General features: G+C 42.9%; 14 protein-coding genes. 4 read left to right on the forward strand and 10 right to left on the reverse strand.

The genetic code is table 11. The annotated features are described in order from the left end of the window. The first annotated feature begins 100 nt into the window (after positions 1-100). On the forward strand, positions 101-847 hold the full coding sequence (locus OCU78_RS21415) for a flagellar brake protein (protein ID WP_137371678.1): 747 nt from the start codon (positions 101-103) through the stop codon (positions 845-847). A 274-nt stretch (positions 848-1,121) separates the two neighbouring features. On the opposite strand, the gene OCU78_RS21420 is transcribed toward OCU78_RS21415, so the two are convergent. Then, positions 1,122-3,482, reverse strand: a complete 2,361-nt coding sequence (locus tag OCU78_RS21420; protein ID WP_137371679.1) for a Lon protease family protein — start codon at positions 3,480-3,482, stop codon at positions 1,122-1,124. Between the two features lie 326 nt (positions 3,483-3,808). Between OCU78_RS21420 and OCU78_RS21425 the strand changes: the two genes are divergently transcribed. Beyond that, entirely contained in the window at positions 3,809-4,303 is a 495-nt protein-coding gene (locus tag OCU78_RS21425) for a hypothetical protein (protein WP_137371680.1), read from the forward strand. A 12-nt stretch (positions 4,304-4,315) separates the two neighbouring features. Then, positions 4,316-5,944: an ABC transporter ATP-binding protein gene (locus OCU78_RS21430; protein ID WP_137371681.1), complete on the forward strand. Its 1,629-nt coding sequence runs from the start codon at positions 4,316-4,318 to the stop codon at positions 5,942-5,944. 315 nt (positions 5,945-6,259) lie between these two features. Here the strand turns inward: OCU78_RS21430 and OCU78_RS21435 are convergent, their stop codons facing one another. Then, a complete protein-coding gene (locus tag OCU78_RS21435) occupies positions 6,260-7,273 on the reverse strand; it encodes a LacI family DNA-binding transcriptional regulator (protein WP_137371682.1) in 1,014 nt (337 codons plus the stop codon). Positions 7,274-7,487: 214 nt separating this feature from the next. Next, on the reverse strand, positions 7,488-10,565 hold the full coding sequence (locus tag OCU78_RS21440; protein ID WP_137371683.1) for a GH116 family glycosyl hydrolase: 3,078 nt from the start codon (positions 10,563-10,565) through the stop codon (positions 7,488-7,490). Positions 10,566-10,631: 66 nt separating this feature from the next. Here OCU78_RS21440 and OCU78_RS21445 point away from each other — a divergent pair, with 66 nt between their 5' ends. Further along, entirely contained in the window at positions 10,632-11,576 is a 945-nt protein-coding gene (locus OCU78_RS21445) for an aldose 1-epimerase (protein WP_137371684.1), read from the forward strand. A gap of 61 nt (positions 11,577-11,637) precedes the next feature. Here the strand turns inward: OCU78_RS21445 and OCU78_RS21450 are convergent, their stop codons facing one another. The 7 genes from OCU78_RS21450 to OCU78_RS21480 form a co-directional block, all read right to left on the reverse strand. Beyond that, the gene (locus tag OCU78_RS21450) at positions 11,638-14,052 is read right to left on the reverse strand and encodes a GH36-type glycosyl hydrolase domain-containing protein (protein WP_137371685.1); all 2,415 of its coding nucleotides are present in this window, start codon (positions 14,050-14,052) and stop codon (positions 11,638-11,640) included. 104 nt (positions 14,053-14,156) lie between these two features. Next, positions 14,157-15,248 (reverse strand): ABC transporter ATP-binding protein, encoded by a 1,092-nt coding sequence (locus tag OCU78_RS21455; RefSeq protein ID WP_009846155.1) that lies wholly within the window; start codon positions 15,246-15,248, stop codon positions 14,157-14,159. Continuing rightward, positions 15,248-16,597 (reverse strand): GH1 family beta-glucosidase, encoded by a 1,350-nt coding sequence (locus OCU78_RS21460; RefSeq protein WP_137371686.1) that lies wholly within the window; start codon positions 16,595-16,597, stop codon positions 15,248-15,250. Before OCU78_RS21460 ends, OCU78_RS21455 begins: the two co-directional genes overlap by 1 nt. A 17-nt stretch (positions 16,598-16,614) precedes the next feature. Then, entirely contained in the window at positions 16,615-17,463 is an 849-nt protein-coding gene (locus OCU78_RS21465; RefSeq protein ID WP_180033665.1) for a carbohydrate ABC transporter permease, read from the reverse strand. A 46-nt stretch (positions 17,464-17,509) separates the two neighbouring features. Next, positions 17,510-18,496, reverse strand: coding sequence for a carbohydrate ABC transporter permease (locus OCU78_RS21470; protein WP_137371688.1), 987 nt, complete (start codon positions 18,494-18,496; stop codon positions 17,510-17,512). A gap of 67 nt (positions 18,497-18,563) precedes the next feature. Beyond that, positions 18,564-19,808 (reverse strand): ABC transporter substrate-binding protein, encoded by a 1,245-nt coding sequence (locus tag OCU78_RS21475; protein ID WP_137371689.1) that lies wholly within the window; start codon positions 19,806-19,808, stop codon positions 18,564-18,566. Between the two features lie 18 nt (positions 19,809-19,826). Further along, positions 19,827-20,834: a LacI family DNA-binding transcriptional regulator gene (locus tag OCU78_RS21480; protein WP_137371690.1), complete on the reverse strand. Its 1,008-nt coding sequence runs from the start codon at positions 20,832-20,834 to the stop codon at positions 19,827-19,829. Positions 20,835-20,992: the final 158 nt, after the last annotated feature.

Raw genomic sequence — 20,992 nt, forward strand, 5'->3', positions numbered from 1 at the left:
ACTCTTTAAATCTTACTAATAAAATAGTTTACGTGCATGTAAATGGCACATGATGTCTAAAATAATTATAAGTTACACGTTGGCGTACAGGGAACATGGAATGAACGCACCACTAAAGAAACACGTTGAACGCAATGAGGTGCATCCAGACTCTCGCAATAAAACAGTTTCAACACTGAACAGTACTGATGCCCTATCAATGGTAGAGCATGGCAGTGAACTCACATTAAATGTCACCACCCCTGTTGGTACAAAATTCCTCACTATGACCAATTTCATTGGTACTCATAGTGACAATTGCGTAGTCATTGAATTACCCAAAATTTCGAATGACGATCTTTCTTTCTTTTTCCAAGAGGGCTTTTGGATGACAGTGCGGGCACTTTCCCATCGAGGAGAAGGGGCTTTAATTCATTTCCGCAGTCAGATAAAACACAAAATAGGCGACCCTTTCCCACTGCTTGTTATTTCAATACCCAGCACAATGCAGGTCACTCAACTGCGTAAAGAAACTCGCTATGAAGTGAATTTAGGTGGCAACGTCATCATGAATAACTCACGCATTGGCTGTGAAATCCGTGACTTATCCAAATGCGGCTGCCGTATTGTGACCTCACCGACCACTAAAACACTGCAAGTCGACGAGAAGATATCCATTGATGTGACGCCTGAAAATTATCAAGGGCCGCTCATTCCACCGCTCAAGGGCAAAGTCTGTAACCTTCAAAAATCGACTCACTACGCAAGGTATGGAGTAGAGTTTGATGACATTGGTAAGTCCAACGTAAAGAGCCTTCTCAACCGTTTAAAATTTGATGGGACAAAACTGCGCTTACGTCAGTCTTAATTTACAGAAGTCAAAATATACGACAGTTTTAACGCGGCCCTTTAGCCTTTTTCCTATGCCTATTTATTTCTATATATTCTTCAAGAATATAGCTTTCTAAATCAATACTCTGAGTTGTAAATTCCCGTTAAAAAAAGCAGCCATACTTTTATATGGCTGCTTTTAATTTAGAGTAAAAACGTCATTATCTGCTTTTTAATCTCTATGAACTTCTCAAGTTGCTCTTTCCAAGTTGAGACTTACTCTTTCATAGATTGAGAATGACTCTAAGCTATTATTTACGTAAAGCATTTAACTTAGCTTGAGCAATACCAAAGATCGTATTAATTGGGTAACTGCCTTCGTCGCTGGCTTCTCCTGCTGCCTTACCCGTAAATAACTCGATAGCTTCAGTTACGTGGTCAATGGCCCATATATTAAACTCACCTTTTTCAACCGCTTTAACGATATCTGAGCGAAGCATTAAGTTATGTGCATTAGAACGAGGAATAATCACACCTTGCTCATTAGTTCGACCTTTGATCTCACAAACATCAAAGAACCCTTCAATTTTCTCGTTCACACCACCGATAGGCTGTGATTCACCAAACTGGTTCATTGAACCTGTAATCGCAATATCCTGACGGTTAGGCTGCTTAGAAAACGCAGACACAACGGCACAGAATTCCGCCATGCTGGCACTGTCTCCGTCAACTCCGCCATAAGACTGCTCAAAGGTGATATTAGTGGTTAGAGGTACTTTAGCCGTACGACCAAATACTGAAGACAAATAAGCAGAAAGAATCATCACACCTTTTGAGTGAATACTGCCACCAAGGTCAACATTCCTTTCAATATCAATCACCTCACCATCACCATAGGCAGTAGTGGCAGTAATACGATTTGGTGCTCCAAACATATGGTCACTGGTGCTAAGAACGGATAGAGCGTTCACCTGCCCAACCGCTTCACCATCTGTTCGAATAAGCGTGGTGCCATTAGTGAACGTTTCCATCACACTGTCTTGCAAGCGACCGACTCTCATTTGTTGATTTGCGAGTGCTTGTTCCACATGACTGGCTCTAATCAAATTCGACTTTGAGCTTTTCGCCACGTAGTTAGATTCTCGTAACAAGTTAGCCGTGTGAGCAGAGTGCAAGGACAACTTCCCTTGATCGCCCGCCTGACGTGAGCTGTGCTCGATAATTCGACCAATCGCTTTTCGGTCACAATGCAGCATGCCGTTATCATGCACAATGCTTGAAATAAAACGTGCGTAGTGCATTTCTGAATCCGGAGAACGCTTCATTTCATCTTCAAAATCAGCAGTAACACGGAACAATTCAGCGAACTCTGCATCGTAATGTTGCAGCAGTTGATAAGTCCGATAATCCCCAAACAAGATGATTTTCACATCCAATGGGATAGGTTCTGGATCAAGCGAAACCGCCCCAGTTAGAGTGACCTCTTTCTCTAAAGACGTGAGGCTTAATTGGCGTGAACGCAACGCTCGCTTTAGACCATCCCATACATAAGGCTGCTCCAGAACTTTCACCGCATCCATAAGCAATACGCCGCCATTCGCTCGGTGTAAACTACCCGCTCGAATCAAAGAGAAATCCGTAAATACGGTGCCTTTGAATGTGGCTGTTTCTACATAACCAAACAGAGAGTGATAGTTCGGATTTTCTTCCACCACTATCGGAAACTTGTTCTCTTTTTGGTTAACAATGACATTCACTTTATAACGACGAGGCATTTTCTTATCGAGTGAAGCCGTCGCTATTTCAGCTTGTTCATTACTTTCTTCTAGGAAAATATCAGCATTTTCAACGATGTCTTTTTGTAGATCAGTCAGATACTTTTTAATATCAGGGTATTGGCTGTAATCTTTCTTCAATTGCTTAATAAAATGAGCAATCACATCTCGAGTGGTGTCATCATTAAGCTTTTCAATTTTTTCAGTATACGTTTCTTCAAGTTCAGTTAGATCACGAGAAATCGTGCGTAAGCCGACTTCCAACGCATCAATGGTTTTATCAAATTGAGCTTGGTCTTCTGGTGAAAGCAGATCAAAGCTTTCCTCGGTATGCAACTCTTCACCATTCATCGCAACAAATTGATAATCACCTTGCGTTGTAATAGTTAAGTTAACGCCTTTCTCTTGGGCTTCTTGACTGATCGCTGCCAGCGCAGCTTGTTGTTTACTGGCAAGTTGGTTTTTAAGCTTATCTGCACGCCCGAAGTACATTTCGTTATCAAATGCTAATGGCATGGCTTTTAACAGCTTGGTCATTAACTTTTCAATATCATTCTTTAAGCTGCTGCCAACACCGCATGGCAACTTAAGCACCTTAGGTGTTCGAATATCTTCAAAGTTAGCCACGTAGCACCAATCATAAAGTTCATTTGCTTCATGTGGGTGGCGGTTTAAATAACGCAGGATCATGGTTCTTTTACCTAAACCATTTCTCCCTATCGCGTAAATGTTGTAACCCTTTTCCTTAATTGACATAGCAAATTCAACGGCTTTTTGCGCACGTTCTTGCCCTACTATCTCATCAATGGGAGCCAGTTCTTTGGTCGACTTACAGGGTAGCTTTTCGAGATCAGCTGCTTGATAGAGCTGCTCTATATTGAGTCTTTGAATCGCCATCGCCGCCTCCTTAGTCCTTTATTATTTTGGGTGTAGATAAAATCAGTGTAGATGCAATTCTCAATAATTTTAGTGACTTACGCAACACCATGGTTCAAGTGAACAAATAACATACAAATCTATCGAGTTTTCTCTAGTTTATGCCTAAAACCTTCTACCCGCTTTTGTACTCTATTCGTGTTCCGTATCAATTATCTATTCATACATCATATCAATTAGCTACGCCCATTTTGATTACGATCCTTCGCTAAACTAAATGATTTTAATTTGCAATTGATAATAAATATCATTAACATCCCTGCATCTTATAAAAAGGAGATGGGAACATGGAACTTGAACAATGCTGGATGTATTATTTAAAAGCAGAGCAGTTAATGGAACAAGGTCACTGGCCTGAAGCTCAGCGACTATACCATGATGTTTTAAGCCACCTCCCAAACCACATTCAAGAAGCCGCTTTTGAAAGTAACATTAAGCCCTGTCAATTTGCTTGCCTGCTTGCAGGTCTTAGAGACGCGAGCGTTGCTCAATCAGAAATATTGAATCGCTTAGGTCAACAGCAACAAGCTTTCGACACCTTGAATCAATCTTATGCGCTCTTGCAATTCATCTCCCTTGAAAATACCAGTCTCATACAAAGAACTTACTTACTGCTCGAAAAGCAAAGTGAAGATCTACTCAATCACTTAATCGCTTTTTGCAGTGCTCAAAGGAGCTCGCATTGGATGCTGGAGCTCGAACAAATACAACGAGCACATCACCACTTTGGGCAACTTAAATCGACACCTGAGACTCATTCATCTCCAAATGTCTTAAATTGATAAGGACGTATCATGTCAGACCAAGCCATTCTCAATGTAGAAAATCTTTCTGTTAGTTTCAAAACGAATGATGGAATCATTGACGCTGTAAAAGGCATTAATTTCTCACTAGAAGCAGGGGAAACGCTCGCGATTGTGGGCGAATCAGGCTCAGGAAAATCGGTATCGAGTAACGCTCTGATGCGTTTACTGCCTGACAATGCCATTTTGCACCCTGAATCTAGAATTGAATTTGAAGGTGAAGAGGTTTTACACAAAACCGAACGTCAAATGCAGGCAATACGTGGCGATAGAATTGGCATGATTTTCCAAGAGCCAATGACCTCTCTCAACCCCTACTTACGTGTTGGCATACAAGTCGCAGAGGCGATCATGTGCCACCGAAAGGTAAGTAAATCCGATGCCAAGAAACGCGTTCTAGAATTGTTTGAGCTTGTCCATTTACCAAACATTGACCAAGCCTATACCAAATACCCTCATGAATTTTCTGGTGGCCAACTGCAACGTATCATGATCGCAATGGCTCTTATCAACGAACCTGACATTCTAATCGCGGATGAACCGACAACCGCATTGGATGTAACCGTTCAAGCTGAAGTTCTAGGGTTGATTAAAGAAATCCAAGAAAAGATGGGCATGGCTATTTTATTTATTACCCACGATCTTGGGGTGGTCAAACACTTTGCTGACCGTGTTCTGGTGATGTGTAAAGGTGAGTTAGTAGAAGAAGGCGAGACACAAGCCTTATTCAATGATCCGAAACACGAATACACTCGCATGCTTATCAATTCAATTCCAAAGGGACAAAAAGACCCAATTGAACCTGATGCGCCAGATCTACTCACGGTAGAAGATATCCGCGTTAAATTCCTAGTGAAACAACATTTCATTAAGAGCAAAAACCAGTATTTTGAAGCGGTTAAAGGTATTTCCTTGTCGCTTAAACAAGGTGAGACGTTGGGAATTGTTGGTGAATCTGGCTCAGGTAAATCAACCCTTGGGCGCGCATTGATTGGCTTACTTCCTTCTACGGGACGCATTGTTTACAAAGGCAAAGACCTTAGCTTGCTTACAGACACTGAACGCTTTGATTTAAAGAAAGACGTACAAATGGTGTTCCAAGACCCATATGGTTCTTTATCACCAAGAATGACAGTAGGTGAGATAATCACGGAAGGCTTAACCGTGCATCAACCTCACCTATCTAAAAAAGATCGTTTACAACGTGCTCGAATAGCACTTGAAGAAGTTCGTTTAGAAGCTAATTCAATTAACCGATACCCGCATGAATTCTCTGGTGGTCAAAGGCAACGTATCGCCATTGCTCGTGCATTAATTTTAGAACCATCATTCATTCTGTTAGATGAGCCAACGTCAGCACTTGACCGTTCGGTTCAATTAACGGTTATTGACCTACTAAAAGATATTCAGAAAAAACACAATATCGGCTTCTTATTCATCAGCCATGACTTATCTGTTGTTAAAGCATTATCAGACCGCGTGTTAGTAATGCAGAAAGGTGAAGTAATGGAACAAGGCACGGCAGATGAGATTTTCCATAACCCTCAGAATGAATATACACAGAAACTGATTGATGCATCTTTCGATTTGGATGAAACACCGAAAGAAAATGCAGCTTAAATTGAACTAATTGGAATTAACAACGTCTTATAGATATACCATCTTGGATAACTCCTGAATGGACTGGAGCAAGAATGGATATAGCTAATCTGGTTTGGCCGCCAAAAACAAAAAAAGTCGCATGGAGGCGGCTTTTTTTGTGTCTGTAGCTTTGTACTTCATCTGTCACTTTTACTTTATCTATAACTATTAGCTCACCTGTATCTTTTTGCTTCACCTTTAACTGTTAGTTTCATCTATAACTGTTAATTGCATCTATAACTGTTAATTGCATCTGCAAATTCTGGGATCACCTAATCACATTGAGCCACAAACTTACCGATACAAAGACTTTGTCGATTCACGAACAATCAAATCAATCGGTGGCAACCTTGCTTCGTGTCTTTCTCCTGACAGAAGGTTAAGAATAGACTCTGCACATACTTCGCCTATTTCTTCGATTGGCTGCCTGAGTGTAGTCAGTGCTGGGGTGAAGTATTTAGACGTAGGTAAATCATCAAAACCAATAACTGAAACATCTTCTGGGACTTTATATCCATGATCATGAAGCGCTTTAATAGCACCGTAAGCCGTTTGATCATTAGCAGCAAACAAAGCCGAAAAATGCACTTTAGATTGAATAAGCTCTATCGTCTTCTCATAACCTTGCTCACTACTAAAGTCGCCTTGCTTGACTAGTTTAGGCATCACTTTGATACCAGCTTCACCTAATGCTTTTTTATACCCTTCAAAGCGTGAGCCTGAATCCGGCTGTGAAGCTAACCCTTTAATATGCGCAATATTAACGTGACCTTGTTGTAATAAGTGCAAAGTCGCCATATAGCCACCGAGTACATTATCTATATTAAGTGAACGAACATTCTCTTCAACAATATCGTACCCAACCATAACGATAGGAATATCTTTAGCGTACTTAGAAATGTCTTCATTGGTCACACTCCCCGTGACGATGATCATGCCATCCACATTGCTTTTGGCTAAGTATTCCAAAGCATGGATTTCAAGTTTTTTTTGCCAATGACCCGTAGCAATCACAAGTGAATAGCCCTGAGCAATCAAGGTTTTTTCCATATCATTCAAAATGCGGCTGGTGTATGGGCTATCTGGGTGCTGGACTAACACCCCAACCGTCAATGTGCGACGATTAAGGTTATCTTGCACCTGAAAGTTGGGTTTGTACCCCGTATCTTTTATAGCTTGTTCAATATTCTGGCTTTTATCATCAGATACATAAGTTGTTCGATTCAAAAAACGAGAAACGGTACTGGGAGAAACACCCGCGAGTTTAGCGACGTCGTATACTGTTGTTTTTCTAGTTTTAGTACGCATTTTTTCCCCTTAAGCCATTAAACGTGAATTTGAAGCCGTCTATGGCACTCGGTCATGGAAATGAGCTCATTAATTCAATTCAATTCAATTCAATTCAATTCAATTCAATTCTAAGTACAGCAGGCTTTCAGCCGATAAAACAAGCTCTAAACCAAAAAATAGGGGGAGAAAAATCTCCCCTCTCACTCAGTAATCATCAACTCAATTCATGAACCTATTCATATAAATAAGCGAATATCATTCCAGGTCTAAAATAGCGACCTGCGGTATATTTTAAACCCGTGTTCAATAGCCACTTGTGTAAATTACTTGCCGTTTCAGCAGTAACGTCAACTTTAAGCATACTAACAAACTCATCAGTATCTTTCGTTAACATTGGGTTGACGCGTTTATCAAAAAATAAAATTTCTTGCTCAATCAAAGCATTTACCCACAACTTAGCTTCATTTATTGACAAGTTAAATTCATTTCCTAATTCAATCTCTGTTACGGATACAGAACAGTTAAACCCTTCGGGCGCTGCAAATGGTATCTTTGAGTAATCATATAAAGCGGTATACACCGTATCCATTAACTGCTCAGCTTGAGGGGTTTTACCCGCTAACTTTAACGCCGTTGCAACACTGAATTGAACGCCAATCCATACATCTTGAGCTTGAAAGGCTTCATGGGGTGAACCGTCAGCGAGTGTCATGTTTGCGATGCCCAATGTAGGGCTATTAATCTCAAAGTTGTGCTTATACACATAGTCTAGTGCACGTTGAATACGCTCTTCTGAAAAAATGCCTTCTAATCCAATTAGCTTTAGGTAGCTATCGGCAAGTAAGGCGTCACCAAAGCTATTATCTGAATCAGGAACTAGGTTTGAATACTCTTGCGTAAAGGCTTGAGGAGCGGTTTCACTGAGTAAACCTTTCTTAGAGATCCTTTGAGATAACTTACTAAGGCTCATTGATGTGTCAGTTTGGTTTAAATAATCATTAAGAATATTTTTGTCGGAAATCGCGTCGCCAGTCAAAGACAGACCTAAATGAACCAGTGCTTGGTAGCCTTCACCCGTTAAATGCTTAGCTTGGATAGGCGTCACAAAAAAGTGGTAATAACCCTCTTTTTCGTCCCACAAACTTTGATCGAGTGTCACTAACGCACGCTTTGAACGCTCTAGGTAACTTGCCGCTAATTCTGATTCACCAACCAGCACTGCCAATTCACTCGCCGCTTGTAATCCTGCAACCCACAGGCTTGCACAATAAATAGAAATGCCATGAGAAGCGAGGTTATCAAAAGTGTCGTCTGTGCCTCGAGTCAGTGGTAAATCATCACCTTCAGCAATCAAGCTAGACAAGAACTCAATGCTTTCTGTAACCGCTTGCCAGCATTCTTGAACGACTGAGATGTCTTGTGTGTTTTGATAGTGGCGGTACACCATCAGAATGTACTTAGGTGCTAAATCCTTCCATTCTTTTACGTTATGCCAACTGTAAGCATCAGGCTGGATATCGAATGGGCTGCCCAAATCGTGTATCACAGCGCCTCTTACAGCCCTTACCCCTTGGTACTTTTCATCTATCAATTCAGCATTAGGCGTCGCTTCGTATTCCCAGTATCGGCGCTCGGTAAAGTCTTCCGCTAGAATGGCTTTAGAAAACTCTTTCATCACGCAACCATCAAGCTCAGGCAGCAAATAAAGCAGAGAAAAAGATCCGTAGAAGTACACATCTAAAGAGTTAAAAAATGGGTAATCGACACACTCTTTCACTAAGAACTTATCACCTTTATCCCATACTGTGGATTCTGCTAAAAAAGAGAGTGAATTCATTGCCATGGTTGAATAACGCAAAGCTGATTCAGGATTTTCTATTTTCTGCTGAGCTTCGGCCAAAAAATCTGCCTGCTGAGCCACAATAGTGTGTTCAATGTTTGCCAATTCAGGAAGTACATCATTAAGAATATCGATTGCAGGCATTGCTTGAGGGTAGAACTGAGTGTATGCCTTTTCTGAAACCCAATCGTTCAGTAGCACTTTACTGTGCGCCATTACTTGCGCAAAACGAAGATCGATCGCTTCGCCAGGTTCCAATTCTATTTGAACCGTAATTAATGCACTTAACGCTTCTCTTCCACTGTAAATTCCAGTTTCAAATTCCTCGTTAGTTCGGCCAGTACGTAAGGCGTATTCAACTTCTTTTTCGGTTTTAGACGTATAAAGAGAAGGTTTAACGGAAACAGACACCTTCCCTTCTTCAATCAGTTGTTTAGACGCTTGAACGCCGAAAACAACTTCTCCCTCAATGTCGCTTTGATATGGAGAGTCACTTATTAAGCGGGCCCCGGAAAACACCAAGTCACCATGATTCAAAGAAACCGAATCATGTTTCTGAGCGATCGAGTTTTGAAATAAGTAGCAAGCGGAATCTTGAATGCCATCACGACTTTTTTGGTAATTAGAACCAATCAGGTTTTGCAATGGTTGTACTAAAGTAATAACACGAGTTTGCTCTGACTTATTTTCACATTCAAAATGGTTCCAGTGGATAGGCAAAGAGCATAATTTTTTATTGCCTTGGACTATTGGGGAGACAACTTTTCTTCTAATTACAATATCATTGAAGCATGAATATGCATATTCAGAACATGGGTATAATGCTCGATAATCAATATCCCCATCATTAATTGAGTTTATAATGTTATTTTTCTTTGAAGCTAAAGATAATAATTCAGATGTGTTATTACTTAACAAACCATTAAAGAAATCTAATGCAACATATATTTGGCAAATTATTGATGTACAGTCTTTTTTAATTAAAAATTGAGTCTTTTCTGAAAAACCCATACGCCACTTTATAAAATTATCTTTATTTTCATTATAAAAACCACCTGATAATAAAGCGGACTTAATCAATAACAGAGCTTCTGATATATTATTTTTATCTATTTTTATTCCATCAAACAAAGCTGGATAGAAATTCAAGTGCACACTAAGATCTTGAATTGAGATGACTTCTAATGAGTCTATAGATGGCACATCCATCACAGAAGCATAAAAGTCATTAAAATTAATATCTTGCTTGGTGCAATCAATAAATATACCCGGGATAAAACTGAAGTTCGGCGTGCTTCCATTAGCTGTTAAAGTGAATGTGTTACCTATTCCCCCAACTGCCATCCCTGTATTTTCAGGCGTAGTAGATATTGGCGTATACCATGGCTGTATGAATTCAGCAGCATCACCTTTTTTGCATAACTGTTCGGCTTTACCAAAATATGTAGTGTATGGAATTTTATTTTTCATTTTTTAAAACCACCATTGAATATTTTATTCTTCTTGTTAATATCTTTAAAAAATGGAGACATCAACATGTTTAAAATTATAAATGAAAATTTTGGAAGTCTTGACGCTGTCACAATATTAAACTCCCAACATGGTATAGAACTACAAATAATCAATGGATTTGGCGCAATAATTAATAAATACATAGTTAATAATAGTCCATTCTCTTTTATTTGCGGCTATGAAAATTCTGATGAACTTATTAATCAGAATCCTTTTTATTCTCGTAGTGCGAAATTATTTCCATTCCCAAATCGACTAAATAACGGTCGTTATCAATTCAATAATCAAACACATCAACTTCCGGCTAATTTTTCATGGTCTGAACATGCCGTGCACGGGTTACTTTATAACCAAACTTTCTCTGTTGTTGCTTCATCAGCTAATGAATCAGAAGCGAGCGTAACGGTGCAATATTCCACCCAAAAACTTCATGAGGGTTTTCCATTTGCCTTTGTGTTGAATGTAACCTTCACTATCGATATTAATGGTTTACTGACGTGTTCCACCAGCATCCAGAACCAAGGCAATCTAACCTTCCCATTTGGCGATGCTTGGCACCCTTACTTTTACTTAGATACCCAACGTGAAGACTGCACTTTAACCATGCCAACCTGTTTAGAACTCGAACACGTTGACGATTTACCTAATGGTCAAAAACACACTTTCGATGCATTTTCAAAAGGGATGTCACTGGCGGATAAGAACCTCAACAATTGTTTTGAATTTGAGACCAACACTCCAATCAACCTCACGCTTGCACGCACCGATGCGAAAGCTTGTTTACATTACCAACAAGATTCGAGCTACCCATTTATTCAACTTTACACCCCTACAACAGAGCAAAGTATTGCAATAGAACCAATGACTTGCCCTGGGGATGCTTTCAATAACCATATTGGGTTACTGACCTTAGAACCGGCGCAAACCAAAACTTTTAGCTGGCAATGCCAAGCTCAATACCGCGAGTAGTAAGTCGCTCGATCAGCTAAGACACAACGGATAAAGGGCGCACTAAGCGCCCTTTCCATTTCTAGCCTAAAACCACTTCAATGCTATGTTCACCTGAAGTAAAGATAGGTGCCTTATTGCCCGTTATTAGGTCCCCATTTACACGCATTTCAACCACGCCTTTACAAACATTATTTGGGTTGGTCACATGGATGTTATAAGTCGCACCACGGAACTGGCGACGGACTTTGAATTCAGGCCATTCTGCCGGAATACATGGGTCCACCAGCAAGCCATCCACTTCAGGTCGAACACCCAGAATCCATTGCGTACCCGCCACGTATGTCCAAGAAGATGTACCTGAAAGCCACGCGTTACGCCCTAAACCAAATTGCTTATGTTCATCACCCAAGATGTTTTGTGGGTAGCAGTAAGGCTCAGATTCGAAGGTATCGATGTCGTCGTTCTTAGAAGCAGGGTTGATTTGACGGTAGTACTCATAAGCACGCTCACCGTTGCCCATTTTCGCTTCTGCGATCATCACCCAAGGGTTTGAATGCAGGAAGATACCGCCATTTTCTTTTGCACCTGGTGGGTAAGTTGAAACACCGCCTAGCTGCGGATCAAAGCCGTTGTAACCAGGAGTTGAAAGCTTAATGCCATTCGCTGTATTCAGCTTGTTGTAAACCGAATCTAGTGCTTGAGTAGCACGTTCTTGAGTCGCGAAACCAGAGATCACAGGCCAGCTTTGACCGTTAGTGTAGATCTGCCCTTGCTCGTTCTTGTGAGAGCCGATTGGCAAACCCTGCTCATCAAAGTAACGAACAAACCATTCACCATCCCAGCCGCATTCATTCACCGTATTCTGCATCTGTTGGTACTGATCTTTAAACTTAGCTGTCAGTTGCACTTCGCCACGCAGCTCACACAAGTCCAACATGTCGAGCAATGCCTTACCGTACATGTTAGCCACCATCATCGACTCAGCACCGGTTGGCAGGTTCACCGTGTCGTTCCAGTCAGCAAAACCTAACAACGGTAGGCCGTGCTCACCAGTATTGGTGTAGGTAAATTCAATCGCGCGGCACAGGTGGTTCCAAACCGTTCCCGTTTCAACTGGGTTGCCCGCTTTGTCTTTTTGATAGAACGGGATCTCTTTATTCAAGAAGTCTGCATTGCCCGTTTCTTTCACATATTGCGTCACCGCGTAGATGATCCACAGGTGATCATCACCGTAGTAATCCGGGCGATCTTCTTCTTCCCGCGAGTCACCGGCGTTCGCTTCCATCGTTGATGGGAAGAACTGGTGCATCGCTGAACCGTTAGTGTTCTGAACAGAAAGCAGACGCTCAATAAACTCGCGCGCTTCTTCTGGCATGTGAGTAATTACGCCTAACGTATCTTGAGAAGAATCACGGAAACCGATGCCACGAGCACCATAGCCAAGCTGATACAGAGACAGGTAACGAGACCAGTTTTTGGTGGTGTGACACTGACGTGGATTATGTACATTAAGCATTGAATTCATTGCCGGATCTGGCGTTTCAACCTGAACTGCTTGTAGGTAACCATCCCAATGTTCAGCCAGTTCAGCGAAAGCAGAATCGACCACTTGATGGTCACGATATTTAGCCAGCAGAGGCAATGCTGCTTCTAGGTTCTGTTCTTGCGCGATTTGTACAATCGTACGTTCAGTCTGCTCTGGAGATAACCAACCTAGACGCAGGTTCAGTGCGCCAATGTTGTCGCCACGCAAACACTCGGTGTTGCCTAATTCATCATTGTTCAGTGCTTCTGGCGCTGCCCATGTACCGTAGCCCAAATTACCTAGGAACGATTGGCGATCACCATCAAAAGACGTCGCAGGGCGATCCGCTGTCATCAGGTTCACCGCGTAGTCACGCTTCATGAAGGCATACTGCTCAAGCACGGTATGACCCGACTCTTGCTGGTGTGCTTTTAGCGTCATGGTTTGTGGAACCCAGTCCGCATTGAGTAGCTGTTTAAGCGCATCGAAGTGTGTAAATTCGTAGACAGGCACCACATCAACGTGCAGCGCTTTGTCTGAAATGTTGGTCACTTTGATGTCTTGTAGCAGTACTTGGTCAGTTTTTGGTACGAAGAAAGTCGCTTCACAACGCACACCAAAGGCTTCTGCAATGATGGTTGTGTATGACAAACCGGTGTGGTTTTCGAACTTATCTAACGGCTTCAAGGTTGGCGTGTAGAAAGGTGAGAACACCTCTACGTTGCCCGCTTCGTCACGTACCTTGAGGTACATGGTCGAGCCTTTAAAATCTGAATTTGGCAGTTGTGCAATGTACTTAGTGATACGGTTGAGTGCAGGATCGCCCTTACACAACAGGACTCCACCGTTGCTATCTACAATGCCACCGAAATCTAATGTGCCGACATAGTTACACCATTTGATCGGCGTACACGGTGTGGTTGCTACGTATTCTTTGTTTTTATCGTCAAAATATCCGAATTTCATCATCACTATCCCTAGCCCCTCCCAAATCAGGAGGAGCCAAAACAATTTGTCGTAAGTTGGTTGGTGTCAGCTCAATGGCTGACTTAAATTGACTATCTCGTAATTGACTAGCTCGCTAGCGAGTTCTCACTGAGAGCATCGAACAAGTGGAAAGCATCCAAATCCAAGTAAAGCGTCAGATCTTTTACATCCACTTCAGCCGCTTGGGTTTCAACCATCAGCGGTTGACCGCCAATTTCTGTTTTCAGAAGAATGCTTGCGCCCAGTAATTCCTTGTCTTTGATTTTCACAGGGAATGGCAGCACGCGGTCATGGTCAACTTGCTCGGCACGTAGGTGAATGTCTGTTGGACGAACACCAAAATGCAGCGCTAGGTTCTTAGACGCCAGAGACTTAAAGCGCTCAGGCAGTGGGATATGAACATCGCCTATTTCAACGAAGTACTCGCCTTCTTTTTCAATCAGTTTTGCTTCCAACATGTTCATTGACGGGTTACCAATGAATTGCGCGACAAACTTGTTTGCAGGACGCTGGAACACCTCGGTTGGTGTACCAACTTGAGCAACATAACCGTCTTTCAGGATCACGATGCGATCCGCCAGTGTCATCGCTTCGATCTGATCGTGGGTTACGTAGATCGTTGTGGTTTTTAGTTCACGGTGTAGATGTTTGATCTCTTCACGCATCACGCCACGAAGTTTGGCATCTAGGTTAGATAATGGCTCATCAAACAAGAACACTTTAGGTGTACGAACCATCGCACGCCCCATTGCCACACGTTGACGTTGACCGCCAGAAAGCTCTTTCGGCTTACGGTTCAGTAGCGGATCAAGCTCTAGCATTTTCGCAGCTTTTAGTACTTCTACGTCGATTTCTGCTTTTGGCATGCCCTTCAGTTTCAGAGCAAACGCAATGTTCTCGTACACCGTCATGTGTGGGTACAGAGCGTAGCTTTGGAATACCATCGCCAAATCACGGTCTTTCGCGTCGACTTTATTCATCAGCTTGCCGCCAACCACAATGTCGCCAGAGCTGATGCTTTCAAGGCCAGCGAGCATACGTAGCGTTGTCGATTTACCACAGCCAGATGGACCAAGGAAAACCACGAACTCACCGTCTTCAACTGTAAAATCAAACTCTTTGACGACTTCAACATCACCGAATGATTTTTTGATGTTTTTAAATTCTACTTTAGCCATTATCTGTTCTCCTCAGCGCGCTCTAGAAGCATATTTCGGTATGCAATTGCGCTCTGTTTCAATGTTCTTTCTTGGGTGGTGTAATCAACATGGACAATGCCAAAACGCTGGCAGTAGCCGAATGCCCACTCAAAGTTATCCATTAGGCTCCAAGCGAAGTAACCGTCGACTTTAACCCCCGCTTCAACGGCGTTGTGAACCGCCTCGATGTGACCTTGGAAATAACGAACGCGTTGGTCATCCATCACTTGTCCGTTAACGCGCTCGTCGTTACCCGCTGCGCCATTTTCAGTAATGTAGATAGGTGGTATGTTTTCATAACGAGCATCCAGTCTTACCAATAAATCGGTTAAACCTTGTGGGTTGATCTCCCAGCCGATGTAAGTGTGTTCAGCTTCAGTTTGTTTCACCGATTCAATATCGCCGTTCTCATTAAAGCGAGCGACATTGCGTGTGTAGTAGTTGATGCCGATGTAATCCACCGGTGCGCTGATAATGTCTAAGTCACCTTCGAGGATCATCGGCATGTTCATCGCTTGGCGTTCAACCACTAACTGTGGGTATTCACCTTTCAATACTGGGTCGATAAACCAGTGGTAGTTCTCCGCTTCGCAGTAGTCTGCTGCCGCTTGGTCTTGTGGTGTTAATGGGTAAGCCGGTGTCGCGTTGAATACCACGCCGTGCTTAGCGTTTGGCGCATTTTTACGAAGGATCGGCATCGCTAAACCATGGCCTAACATCAAGTGGTGAGACGCTAAGTAGCCCTCTTTCTCGCCTTTGATACCTGGTGCGTGTTCGCCCCATCGGTAACCTAGAAATGCAGACACAAACGGTTCATTAAGCGTGGTGTACACGTCGATGGTATCGCCAAAGTATTTACTCACCACTTCTGCGTATTCTGCGAATTTGTAAGACGTTTCACGATTTAGCCAACCGCCCTTATCTTCAAGGTATTGCGGCAGGTCCCAGTGATAAAGCGTCACATAAACCTTCATGCCACGAGCATGGCACTCATCAATAATTTGCTCGTAAAACTCTAAGCCTTCTTGATTCACCACACCGTCTTGCGGCAGGATGCGCGGCCATGCAATAGAGAGACGGTAAGCATCCACGCCTAAACCTTGTATCATCTCAATGTCTTGTTGCCATAAGTGGTAGTGGTCACACGCCACATCACCACTGTCGCCGTTATCGACCTTGCCCGGTGTCTTACAGAAAGTGTCCCAGATAGACGGTGTACGACCGCCCTCTTCAACGCCGCCTTCGATTTGGTATGAAGACGTAGCCACACCGAATACAAATTCCTTACTGCGTAACTTTGAATCACTTGGAAGTTGATATTTATTCATTGTTATAACCCTTAAACCTAACCTTTGACTGCGCCGGACGTTAAACCACTGATCATCTGTTTCGATGCGAACAGGTAAGTGATCACGAGCGGTAAAATAGAAATTGTGGTACCTAGCATTACCGCGCCCCATGGCGTATTCGGAATACCTTGAACACTTCGAAGTGCTTGTGTAATGACATAGTTATCTGGGTTGTTTAGCACCACGAGAGGCTGCATAAACATGTTCCAGAAGAAAACGAACTGAACAATCGCAAGCGTTGCCAATGCTGGCTTCATCAGTGGCAATACCACGCTCCAGTATGTTCTGAACTCGCCAGCACCATCCAATTTCGCTGCTTCAAGTAGCTCTTTTGGAATCGATGCAATCACGTGCTGACGCATCAAAAAGATACCAAATGGTGTGGTGGTGAACGGTAGCCATACCGCCATGTGGTTATCCAACAAACCTAAGAATTTCACGATCATGAAGTAAGGGATCAAGCTAAGCACCGGCGGAATCGCCATTGAGCCAACCAGCATGCCGAACAACACATTCTTACCGCGGAACTTAAACACAGCAAACGCGTAACCACCCATGCTACAAAACAGCAGCGAGATAGTGGTACCTAAGAACGCCACGTAAATCGAATTAAACATCGCTTTCCAAAACGGCATGATTTCCAGCAGTTTTGCGTAGTTCACCATTAGGCTATCGCCAATCGCAAAGCTGATGCCTGAGCCGAAGATTTCCGAACGATCACGTGTTGAAAGCAGAGCTGACCATACAAACGGAAACACCGTAATGATTGCAGAAACCACCAGTAAAATGCCTAACATGACCATCAAGATTTTAGTCAGAATGTACATGCTGCGTTCGCTTGGCATCAGCCCACTTAGTGGTGAGGTATTTGTCTTAATTGATGTCGACATCTTAATGTTCCCCTAAGCCTTTCTTACCGAAGAATAAAAATTGAACCAAGGTACACGTTGCAATGAGTGCAAACAGAAGCCATGAAATCGCTGACGCTGTGCCCATTTCTAACCATTCCCAACCCACTTTGTAGAGGTACATAGAGATAGTTAAACCAGATTGACCCGTACCACCTGTACCACGCGTTAGAACGAACGGTTCTTCAAACATCTGCAAGTTACCGATGATCGTCATCGTGATAGCAAAGAAGATGAACGGACGAATCATTGGTAGTGAAATGTTCCAGAAACGGCGGAAGGCATTCGCACCGTCCATACGAGCAGCTTCTAAAATGTCTTTAGGAATCGTCATTAAACCTGTGGTGTAAAGGACGATGTTAAAACCGGTGTATTTCCAGAAAACCATGATTGCGATAGACGGCTTCACCATAGTGGCATCGTCTAACCAACGGATTGGTTGGAAATCGTTAACCCAAGCGAATGCCCAACCAAACAGCGTGCTATCGGCGAGAGCCATCAGCGTTTGGTTAATAATTCCAGAGTTAGGAGAGTACATATTGAAGAAAATCAGTGACGCTGCGACCGTTGATGTAATGAACGGTAGAAAGTACGCCGATGTTAGCCAGTGACGCATGCGGTCACCCATAGAAACCAACATGTAAGCTACTGGTATAGCGACTAAGTGCTGAGCTACACCTGACGTGATGGCTAGCCAAAGCGTGTTCTTTAATGAACGCCATAACCATGGGTCCGTTAAAGCAATGTGATAGTTCTCAAAACCAACGAACTCCATCGCATCCATGCCTCTTACCGGGTTCCACTCGTGGAACGACAGGTAAACAGAGAACAACAGCGGGAAGATCCCAAATACAGAAAAAATGATCAGAAACGGCAGAAGGAATCCATACGGTGTAAGCGCTTTCAAATTCAGGCGAGAAAAAAGGCTTTGCTCCGAAGGTTCTATCGTTGTGCTCGCTGTATGATTCATAGTAACGACCTCTTAGAAAAGGAAGCGCGTTATCCACGCTTCCTCACTTACTTAAAAAATAACTAAATTAAAGATTACGAGTACGACGCTTGATTAGACGCTCAGCCTCTTTAAGCGCAGTCTTGATGTCTTTGCCTTCATCAAGCACTTCCATCAATGCGTTCTCTAAAATAATAGAACGTGCAACATGGTCACCTTGTGCTGGAGCGACTGGTTTAATATTTTGAGCGACTTCAGCAAAGATTAGACGAGCTTTTTGTCCACCTAGGAACTCCATTTCTTCTTGGAATAACGCATCGTCATACGTAGTGACATTTGCCGGGAAAGCAGCAATCGTTTCGAAGTGCTTAAGTTGAACGTCACGTTTAGTCGTCATGTATTCAATCAGCGCCCAAGCTTCATCTGGGTTGTCTGATTGAGTTGGAATTGAAAGGAATGAACCGCCCCAGCTGCCATAGATGCCATCAGGTAGGTTTTCTACTGCCCACTTACCTTTGGTTTCAGGTGCAATCCAGTTGTTTAGGTGTCCCAGCAGCCAAGCGCCAGAAAGTTGAGTTGCGAATGTGCCGTTACGGAAGCCTTCGTACCATTCGTTAGACCAAGCCAAAATACGGCCATCTAAGCCTTTATCGCGGATTTCTTTCGCGACTTCAAAAGCGTGAACAAAACGCTCTGATGTCACGACTGGGTTACCATCTTTATCGAAATAAAGACCTTCACCTTCAGGAACGGTTGTGAAGATAATCGCTTGTGCTACGTCTGCCGCTGAAGCAATAAGCTGTACGTTTTGCTCTTTCAGTTTTTCACCAGCCGCAATGTATGAATCCCAATCCTTGATTGCTTCATTGACATCAATACCCGCTTTTTCAAATACGTCAGTACGGTAGTACATGACACCAGGACCTAGGTCGACAGGGATGCCGTACATATCGCCGTCAGCACCTTTACCTTGTGCCCACGCATACGGTGCAAATCGTTCTTCGTATTTATCTGCGCCGTAGTTTTCAGAAAGGTTAACTAGACCTCCAGAACCCACGAATGGACCGATTTTTTCTACATCCACAACAATCACATCACCCGCACCAGAGCCAGTTGCTAAGTTTGTGGTCAGTTTTGTGTGGTGATCACCGTGGTTATTCATTAGGTAGTCGACTTTGATTCCCGTTTCCTTTTCAAAATCAGGCAGTAATACTTTCAGGCTACTATCGAAATCTGGAAAGCCGTCAAAACGAATTTCTTTATCAGCAGCGTTTGCTGTTGCAGCAAGTCCTAAAGCGACTGCGCAAGAAAGCGCTAAGGTCTTAAGTTTCATGTTCTATCCTTAATATTTTTATAGGGTATCTAGTAAATTCGTAACCGAGTTTCTAGCAACCAAAGTCGGCAACAATTTAAAATTCACATCACGTTTAATCTTGTTGAGTTTTTGCAAAGTCAGCTGAACCGCTTCAATGCTCATCTCTTCTATTGGAAAATTAATGGTGGTCAAACTAGGGGTTAGGTATCGAGCGAATATGGTGTTATCAAAGCCCACAAGAGAAACATCCTCTGGTACAGAAAGCCCTTCTTCATGCAGCACTTCAAATGCGCCAAATGCCATGTGATCGTTTGATGCAAACACTGCAGTAAATCGGCATTTACGGTTAATCAATTTCTTCATGGCACTAACACCGGTTTGTTCCGTGAACCCAGCCTCTGAAACCAATGCTTCATCGTAGGGCACATTCGCCTCTTCCAAAGCCTTTCGATAACCTTGCAAACGCCCCCGAGCATCTGCTTTATCTAAAGGTCCGGTAATACATGCGATTCTGGTGTGCCCCTGTCGCAGTAAATATTGAGTAGCAAGTTGTCCCCCGACCTCGTTATCAATATCTATGCAGCTCATTGCCATTTCTGGAATAAAGCGGTTAATTAAAACCACAGGGGTTCCCTGATCTTCCAGTTCAATTAAATAATCATCGCTCAGCATTTGAGTATGAAGTATCAAAGCGTCCACTCGGCGCCCTAATAAAAACTCCACAGACTCACGTTGCCCTTGCTCTGTATTTGAACCAGCAGTTACCACAGCGTGATAACCAAAGCGGCGGAGGTTCTCTTCTAAACAATGCAAAATCCCCGAATAGAAAGAACCACCAAGTTCAGGTACAACAATCCCAATGCTGCCACTACGACTAGACGCTAAAGCTTGAGCAATAGAGTTAGGGCGATAACCCAACTCTTTAATCGCTTTTTCAACTTTTAGTTTCTTGTCATGACTGACTCGGCTCGTTCCATTAATCACTCTGGAAACTGTCGCCTGAGATACACCAGCATGCTCTGATACGTGCTTTATTGTCGCCACTCGAACCTCGATACTTCATTAGCTTGTAACCGCTTTCATAAAGATTATTGACGAAGTGAGTACTAGTTTGAGTGAGTACCATCACACTAAACTCGGGGTGAAATGGCTAGATTGGTAAATGTTGAAAGCGCTTACAAATTAATTCCGCGCCATGAAAC

The organism is Vibrio gallaecicus (assembly GCF_024347495.1).
GTDB classification, from domain to species: Bacteria; Pseudomonadota; Gammaproteobacteria; order Enterobacterales; family Vibrionaceae; genus Vibrio; species Vibrio gallaecicus.